General features: G+C 61.2%; 7 protein-coding genes and 1 pseudogene. 6 read left to right on the top strand and 2 right to left on the bottom strand.

What is annotated here, in order from left to right:
• The first annotated feature begins 5 nt into the window (after positions 1–5).
• Positions 6–1,343, top strand: coding sequence for an IS701 family transposase (locus UP10_RS40335; RefSeq protein WP_044591888.1), 1,338 nt, complete (start codon positions 6–8; stop codon positions 1,341–1,343).
• Between the two features lie 20 nt (positions 1,344–1,363).
• On the opposite strand, the pseudogene UP10_RS43735 reads toward UP10_RS40335, so the two are convergent.
• A pseudogene (locus UP10_RS43735) lies at positions 1,364–2,122 on the bottom strand (IS5 family transposase).
• 390 nt (positions 2,123–2,512) lie between these two features.
• Here UP10_RS43735 and UP10_RS40330 point away from each other — a divergent pair.
• The 4 genes from UP10_RS40330 (at position 2,513) to UP10_RS40320 (ending at position 5,126) form a co-directional block, all read left to right on the top strand.
• A complete protein-coding gene (locus UP10_RS40330) occupies positions 2,513–2,686 on the top strand; it encodes a hypothetical protein (protein ID WP_156180741.1) in 174 nt (57 codons plus the stop codon).
• On the top strand, positions 2,683–3,018 hold the full coding sequence (locus UP10_RS46840) for a lipocalin-like domain-containing protein (protein WP_082077534.1): 336 nt from the start codon (positions 2,683–2,685) through the stop codon (positions 3,016–3,018). Before UP10_RS40330 ends, UP10_RS46840 begins: the two co-directional genes overlap by 4 nt.
• Before the next feature lie 231 nt (positions 3,019–3,249).
• Positions 3,250–4,221, top strand: a complete 972-nt coding sequence (locus tag UP10_RS40325; RefSeq protein WP_044592705.1) for an MBL fold metallo-hydrolase — start codon at positions 3,250–3,252, stop codon at positions 4,219–4,221.
• Positions 4,222–4,304: 83 nt separating this feature from the next.
• Positions 4,305–5,126: an alpha/beta fold hydrolase gene (locus UP10_RS40320; protein ID WP_044592704.1), complete on the top strand. Its 822-nt coding sequence runs from the start codon at positions 4,305–4,307 to the stop codon at positions 5,124–5,126.
• 590 nt (positions 5,127–5,716) lie between these two features.
• Here the strand turns inward: UP10_RS40320 and pdxR are convergent.
• A complete protein-coding gene (gene pdxR / locus UP10_RS40315; protein ID WP_044592717.1) occupies positions 5,717–7,207 on the bottom strand; it encodes a MocR-like pyridoxine biosynthesis transcription factor PdxR in 1,491 nt (496 codons plus the stop codon).
• 65 nt (positions 7,208–7,272) lie between these two features.
• On the opposite strand from pdxR, the gene UP10_RS40310 reads away from it, so the two are divergent.
• Complete coding sequence (locus UP10_RS40310; protein WP_044592703.1) at positions 7,273–8,199, top strand: DMT family transporter; 927 nt, start codon at positions 7,273–7,275, stop codon at positions 8,197–8,199.
• Position 8,200 lies beyond the last annotated feature (1 nt).

Below are 8,200 nucleotides of genomic sequence, written 5' to 3'. Positions count from 1 at the left end.
CGACCATGGTGGACACGAAGTCGAAGTGGGAAGACGAGCTTGGGCGCTGGCTCAAGCCATTCCTGGATCGTTTAGGTCACAAGGCGCGGCGGCGGATGTGTCCGCTTTATATCTCGGGATTGATTGGACCGGGCGATCGCAAGAGCGTCCAGCCAATGGCGGCGCGGCTGGCACCGGGCGAGTATGACCAGTTGCACCATTTCATCGCTGATGGCCTCTGGGATGCGGCGCCATTGGAGGCAGAATTGCTCGTTCAGGCCGATCGCCTGGTCGGCGGCAAAGATGCGGTGCTGGTCATCGACGACACGGCGATGCCGAAGAAGGGCGATCGTTCGGTTGGCGTCGCTCCACAATATGCCTCGTCTCTCGGCAAGACGGCTAATTGCCAAACATTGGTGTCGCTGACGCTTGCGCGGGGTGAAGTGCCGGTCATGGTGGCATTACGTCTCTTCGTTCCCGAGAGTTGGACGAGCAATCCGGTGCGTTTGAAGCGTGCGGGCGTTCCTGTAGAGTACCGCGCAGCGCGGACCAAGCCAGAGATCGCCTTGGCGGAGATCGATCGCGTGATGGCAGCCGGTATGCGCTTTGGCTGTGTGCTGGCCGATGCCGGTTACGGCCTCAGCGCGCCGTTCCGTCAGGGGCTCACGACACGCGGCCTGGCCTGGGCCGTCGGTATCCCTCGTCATCAGAAGGTTTATCCGGTGGAGGTTAAATTGATCTGGCCGGTCGCCGGTCGAGGTCGTCCCCGCAAGCGGCACATTCCCGACGTATTGTCGACGGCGGCCGAAGACATGCTGGCCAATGCTAAGTGGCAAAATGTGAGTTGGCGAAACGGGACCAAGGGCCGGCTGGAAGCTCGCTTCGCCGCGGTTCGCGTGCGAACCGCTGATGGACCTCCGCAGCGGATCAAGGACATGGGCCAGCAGCATCTTCCGGGGGACGAAGCCTGGCTCATCGGCGAACACAGGACGTCGGGAGAGAAGAAATATTATCTCGCCAATATGCCGGCCAAGACGAATCTGCGCACGTTAGCTGCTACGATCAAAGCTCGATGGATTTGCGAACAGGCCCATCAGCAGCTGAAAGAGGAACTCGGGCTTGATCACTTCGAGGGACGATCCTGGCAGGGCCTTCATCGTCATGCGCTCATGACTATGATCGCTTACGCATTCCTCCAGCATCGCCGTCTCGCACAAGCGGGGCGGAAAAAAAAGAATCAACGGTCCACCACCTCAGCCGAGCCTACCGGCCGTACGCCAAGCCATCGTCGATCTCATCGTTCAACCACGACCTCAGCGATGCCCGCACTGCAGAAGACAAATCGGCGGAAAGCAGCGGCGTGAATAAATCTGCCAAAGTAGTGCTAGGGTGTGGACTCATTAGCACGCAGCCAAACTCGGATTGAGGCGAGTTTGACGAACGCGAGATAGTTAGCTGCGAGCTTGTCATATCGAGTCGCAACACGCCGACATTGCTTGATCTTGTTAAAGAACCGTTCGATCAAGTTGCGGGCACGATACAGATAGGGACTAAGGCAGATTGGGTCTTTCCGATTTCGTTTCGGCGGAATGTTCGCCCAAGCTCCTTGCTGTCGGGCAAGCTCCCTGATCCAGTTCGCGTCGTATCCACGATCCGCGAGCAACATTGTTTGTGGGAGCAACGCGCTGAGCAGAACCGAACATAGCCGATTGTCATGCGCTTCACCGGGCGTGAGGGCGAGATGGACCGGCAGGCCATTGGTGTCCACCACCGCGTGGATCTTGCTCGTTAGGCCCCTCGCGAGCGCCCTATATCTTGGTGATTGCTATCTGCGATGCAGGCTCTGTGCTGGTGCACCCGCACGACCGAGGTATCTATCATCTGCACCGCCGCGTCGTGACCTGCGGCCAGGGCATCCATGATCCGGTCCCAGACGCCGGCCTGCCGCCAATGGGCAAAGCGATTATAGCAAGTGGTGCGGGGCCATAGTATGCCGGCAGGTCGCGCCAGGGAGCGCCTGAGCGCAGAACCCAAAAGATGCCGTTCAGGACGCGCCGGTCGTCAACACGGGGAATGCCACGCGGCTTGTTAGGCAGAAACGACGGATGACAGCCCATTCAAAGTCCGTGAGTTCATACCGCATGATTCGAGGCCCGGTTTGGACGCTTGAATCACGTCCAACCCGATGCCTGGTATTTTGGACTGGGTCGTAGACGGTCTTTTGGGCTGGCCGAGTCAGGTTTTTCACAGAGACACCGCGCCGGTCCGGTACTGGATGGAAATGGGCCACCAGACTGTAGCCTTTCTTGCGTGCCTCGCTGTTGCGATACTTGGGTGGTGGCAGCCAAGCGCCTGAGCATCCGCTTATGGCCCGTCTGAGACATGCGGACGAGGCCTTAGAATGTCCGCTCGCTGGGGTAGACCGGAAGTCACAGGCTGAGGCGCAAACCGATGCGATTGACCCGTAGCGGACGTTCGCCTTGCTCCCGCGTGACCATCGTTGCACAATCTAGCTTTTGCAGTGGAGGACATAATGAACAAAGCCATTATTGCCATCGGGCTGGGGCTTGCCCTGTCAAGCGCAGCATTCGCTCAGCAGAAGTCGGCTAAGGAACAGATTGTTGGGGCGTGGACCCTTGTCGCTGTTACGAGTGAAATGGACGACGGCCAAAAAGGCGAACCCTTCGGTCCTTCCCCAAAGGGGTGATAATTTTCTCAAGCGACGGCCATTTCTCACTCTTTCAATCGCGCGCGGACATCCCGAAGATCGCGGCCAATGATCGAGCGAAGGCCACGCCTGAAGAAGCACAAAGCATCGTAGCATCCAGCATTGCGTACTACGGTACATACTCGATTGACGAAAATACAAAAGCGATGTTGGTCAACCTTGCCGCCAATACTTACGCGAACGTTGCGGCCATCCCCAACCAAAAGAGAGCGATTACTTTGCTAACCTCAGACGAACTTAAATTCGACAATCCCCGTACCCCAAATGGCAGGACGCTACGAACCACATGGAAGCGCGCAGCAGCGCCTTAGAAGACTTTGATAATTGAGCAGGTCCCGTGTTGGCCCTTTTGAAACATGCCGAACGGCCGTGACGATGTCCGCTACCAAACGAAGACCGGAAGGGCCGACCCGCCGGTGCGAGGTCTCAGTTTGTCCGAAAGCCGAAGCTGCGGAAAACGCAAGAACGCTTGAATCCGAAAGACGGGGGGCCCTTCTGCGAGTATGTTGGCGGCCCCGTCAACGGCAGGAAAGGAGCACGTAATGCCATTTTCACGGGAAAGGTCAGTTTCGCGACGAAGCTTTTGCCTCTGTTGCGTCGGTGCTGCAGCTTACACGGCGACGGGTGGATGGCTTACCCCCCGAGAAGCATTTGCGGAGGCGCGAGGCCTCGTCAGTTTGTTTAAGGATGGCGCTGCGGTATCGCAGATCACAACCCACAAGCTACGGGATAATATCACCGTTCTTGAGGGTTCTGGCGGCAACATCGCCGTACTGACCGGGCCGGACGGCAAAGTGCTCATCGATGGCGGCATCGGTGCGTCGCGTCCCCAACTCACCAAAGCTCTGACCAATCTCGGCGCCGATCCCATCACGCACTTGGTCAATACGCATTGGCACTTCGATCATACCTCCAGCAACGAATGGCTGCATGCTGCTGGCGCAAAGATTATCGCTCAAGAGAACACGCGCAAGTATTTGTCCGAAGTCCAGCGCGTTGATGACTGGGACTATAATTTCCTTCCCTTGTCCCCGGGCGGGGTTCCGAGCGAGGTGTTTGCGGCCGAACATAGCCTAAAGCTCAACAGCGCCACCATCGGCCTGAAACGTTACACGCCGGCGCACACAGATAGCGACATCTCCGTCACCTTTGGCGAGGCGAACATCCTGCATACCGGCGATACCTATTGGAATGGCATCTATCCGTTTATCGACTATTCGACGGGTGGCAGCATCGACGGTATGATCGCAGCCTCCGATGCCAACCTTGCGGCGACGACGGACGAGACAATCATCGTTCCAGGACATGGTCACCCAGTCAGCAACAAGGCCGAGTTGAAAGAGTTCCGCGACATGCTCGTCGCCATCAGAGAAAGCGTCGTAAAACTCAAGCAGCAGGGAAGATCGCGAGACGAGATCGTGGCGGCCAAGCCGACCGCAGCCTTTGATGCCAAGCGGGGCAATTTTCCTATCGATCCCGCTTTCTTCACGAGGCTGGTTTACGAGGGCGTGTGATCATGGCGGTCGCCTCGGGATAGCATTTGAGCAGCATGCGCTCTTGGTCGCTAGTGTCAGCAACCCAAGCAAGGAGGTATCACATGGGTACAGTTACAACTGACGAAGGGATAGAGATCTACTATAAGGACTGGGGCAAAGGTCAGCCCATTGTTTTCAGCCATGGTTGGCCGCTGTCGGCCGATGATTGGGATGCGCAGATGTTGTTCTTCCTCAATCACGGCTATCGCGTCATTGCTCATGACCGCCGCGGCCACGGCCGATCCAGCCAGGTCGGCGACGGCCACGACATGGATCACTATGCCGATGACCTCGCCGCGGTGACGGCGCATCTGGATCTCAAGAGTGCTATCCATGTCGGCCACTCAACCGGTGGCGGCGAGGTTGTGCATTACATCGCGCGCCACGGCGAAAGCCGGGTGTCGAAGGCGGCCATCATCAGCGCGGTGCCGCCGTTGATGGTGCAGACGCCGGCAAACCCCAAAGGACTGCCGAAGAAGGTATTCGACGATTTCCAGGTGGCGCTCGCAGCGAACCGCTCCCAATTCTACCGTGACGTGGCCGCCGGCCCGTTCTACAACTACAACAAGACGGGCAAGCCATCCGAAGCAACCATTGAGAACTGGTGGCGGCAGGGCATGATGGGCGGCGCGAAGGCGCATTACGACGGCATCGTTGCCTTCTCACAAACCGATTTCACCGAGGACCTGAAGAAGATCAATGTCCCGGTCCTGGTGATGCACAGCGAGGACGATCAGATCGTTCCCTATGTGGCTGCCGGGCCTCTTTCAGCAACACTCCTCAAGAACGGTACGCTGAAGACCTATAAGGGCTTCCCGCATGGCATGCCGACCACGCAGGCTGAAACGATCAACGCCGACCTGCTGGCCTTCCTGAAGGCGTAAGCAACAACAGGCGGCGTTCAGTTCGCCGGACGCCGTTTTGTTGTCTGTTCTCCGCTTCTGTGAAGGTTTTCGGATGCCGGCCCCATGATGGTGGCGCGGCGAACACCGGGGGCCGGCGTACGCAAACCTCCAAAGGAGGAAACCGCGGGAGGTGTGGCAGTGTGGGGCGTCAGACGCTATGGGGATTTCGATGCTGGCGGTCTGTTGCCGACGTACGTTGGATGCCTGTTTGGAAGACGACCGGTGAGGCGACGAGCCCGGTCGGCCGGTCACGAGATGCGGAATTGGAGTCGCGCAGCGGTGGTCGAACGACACGACGGCTATCGATGGTGGCGCGAGGGCGAGCATGATCATTGCTGGTCGAGAGCCGGCGAAGCAGACGGGTAGTCTTATAATTTTGCCGCGCACCGATCTTGATCATGATGTGTCGATCCTGATCACGGCGATGGAAGCCGCGGGACGGTAGCGCGGATATTCGATCGGGTCCGCTTGGCCCTTTTCGGACATGGGGCCATGTCCGACATGAGTCCGTTATCGGCACCAAAGCGGACGTCCGCCGGCCGCTCCAAGTTTATGGGTTCACGCCCTGGCTAGCCGCGGATCGCGCGCTTGCCGGCAAGCGCGCTCGCCATGATCCGGACCGCGGCGCCGATCTCGGCCTCGCGCCAAGCGGCGAAGCCGAGCAGCAGGCCATGGTCGCGCGGCCGCTCCACGGCGAGGCTCGACAGCGCACGCACCTCGACGCCGGCGGCGCCGAGCCGGCTCACGACGTCGCGATCGGCGGTGCCATGTTTCAGGCGGGCGACCAGTTGCATCCCGCCAGGCGGGACCTCGGCCACCAGCACCTCGCTCAGATGCCGTGTCAGCGCCGAGGCGAGATGGTCCCGCCGCGAGCGGTAGATGCGCCGCGTGCGCCTGATATGCGCCAGGAAATGTCCGTCCGTCATGAAACTTGCCAGCGCCTCCTGGACATGCACGGAGGCGATCAGCCCGAGATGCCGCTGCGCGATCTCCATCGTTCGCGCCAGCGACGCTGGCACCACCAGATAACCGAGACGGATATCGGCGGTCATCGCCTTGGCGAAGGTGCCGACATAGAGTACGCGCCCTTCCCGATCGAGCCCCTGCAGCGCCGGCATCGGCCGACTGTCATAGTGAAACTCGCCATCGTAATCGTCCTCGACGATCCAGGTCTTGCCGGACTCGGCGGCCGCCAGCAGCTCGGTGCGGCGGGCCACCGGCATCACCCGGCCGGTCGGATGCTGATGCGAGGGCGTCGTGAAGATCAGTTTTGGCGGCCGCGCCTCGCGCATCCGTATCATGCCGCAATTGTCCAGCCTGACGCCGACGACGTTGGCGCCGGCCGCGCGAAACGCTGCCGCGGCACCGGGATATCCGGGGTCCTCGGTCCACGCCGCATCGCCAGGCACGATCGCGGTCGCGGCGATCAGCGTCAGCGCCGCCTGCGCCGTCGGCAGGATCAGTATCTGGTCTGCCTCGGCGCGCACGCCGCGGTTGACCTCGAGGTAGTCACGCAAGGCTTCACGCAGACTGGGCCGGTTGATCACGGTCTGCTCGTTGAAGCGACGGCGCAGCGCGCTGCGGCGCAGGCAGCGCGCCCAGATCTCATGCGGAAACTCGCGCGCATCGGCGAGCCCGGGACGCAGCGGCCGGAAATCCGCCTGATAGGACAGCGGCCAGTCGGTGTCCGACAGCCGCAACGCCCAGGGTGACAGCGACGGCTTACGCACCGCTTCGCGTCGCGGCGCAGGATCTGCCTTAGACGCTGCCTTAGACGCTGCCTTAGACGCTGCCTTGGCGAACCGCTCGCCGATATCATCAGCCACCACCGGGCGACGCCGCGCGGCGACGCGCAAATAGCCTTCGGCCGCGAGTTGCTCATAGGCATGCGTCACGGTGTTGCGCGAGACATCGAGCTCGGCCGAAAGACTGCGGCTCGACGGCAGCACGGCGCCGCTCCTGATCCGGCCGTCCGCCATCAGCGCACGGAGCTGATGCGTCAGTTGCCCGACCAGCCCGGCATCGCCCGTCCGCTTCAGCGCGAGCAATTCGGCGAGGATCAATCTGGCTCTCTCTATCTATCATATCTGGCTCTTTTGAGAGAGCCAGAACGATCCTATTCAGAATGGGTATCACCCGCAAGGATTCTGCCGTGAACCAGTCCCTGTCATCAGCCAAAGCCACCCTCCTGTTCCTCGTCGTGGTGCTGGCCTGGGGCATCAACTGGTCGGTGACGAAATCGCTGGTCGAGGCGGTCCCGCCGCTGTGGACCGCAGCCATCCGGAGCTGGATCGCCCTGGCCGCGCTGCTGGTGATCCTGCGCGCCAGCGGAAACCTGATTATTCCAAGAATCGCCGACGTCCCGGTCGTGCTCAGCGTCGCGCTGCTGCACATGACGTTCTTTTCGGTCCTGGTCGCCGCCGGCCTGCGTTACCTGCCGGCGAGCAAGGGCATCGTGCTCGGCTACACCACGCCGCTCTGGGTCGCACTGGCCGCCGGCGCTGTGCGGTCCGAACGGCTCGGCCCGCTGAAACTCGCCGGCGTCGCATCGGGGCTGGCCGGCCTCTGCGTGATCCTCAACCCGGCATCGCTGGACTGGAGCAATCTGCACGTCATTGCCGGCGCGGGCATGATCATCCTCGCCGCGATCTGCTGGGCCGCCAACATCATCTACATCCGCTCCCACCGCTGGATCGCGACCCCGCTGCAGTTGCTGCTGTGGCAGGTGCTCGTCGCCACGCTGGTGTTGACACCGATGGCGTTGGTGGTTGAGGGCGTGCCCGAGGTGACCTGGTCACCCCACCTCGCCCTGTTGTTTCTCTATTCCGGCTTCATCGGCACGGCGCTGGCCTATTGGGCGATGTCGATGGTCAACAAGAGCTTGCCGGCGCTGACGACGTCGCTGGGCACGACCGGGACGCCGATCGTCGGCATCGTCACGGCGGCGCTGTTGCTCGGCGAACCCATCGATCTGTCGCTGGCGCTTGCCGCGGCGCTGATCGTCGGCGGCATCGCGCTGAGTTCGCTCGCGGACGCGCCGTCGCGGGCGTGAT

The organism is Bradyrhizobium sp. LTSPM299, from assembly GCF_000938235.1.
Classification (GTDB): Bacteria; Pseudomonadota; Alphaproteobacteria; order Rhizobiales; family Xanthobacteraceae; genus Bradyrhizobium.
This window is presented reverse-complemented; position numbering and strand designations above follow the sequence as displayed.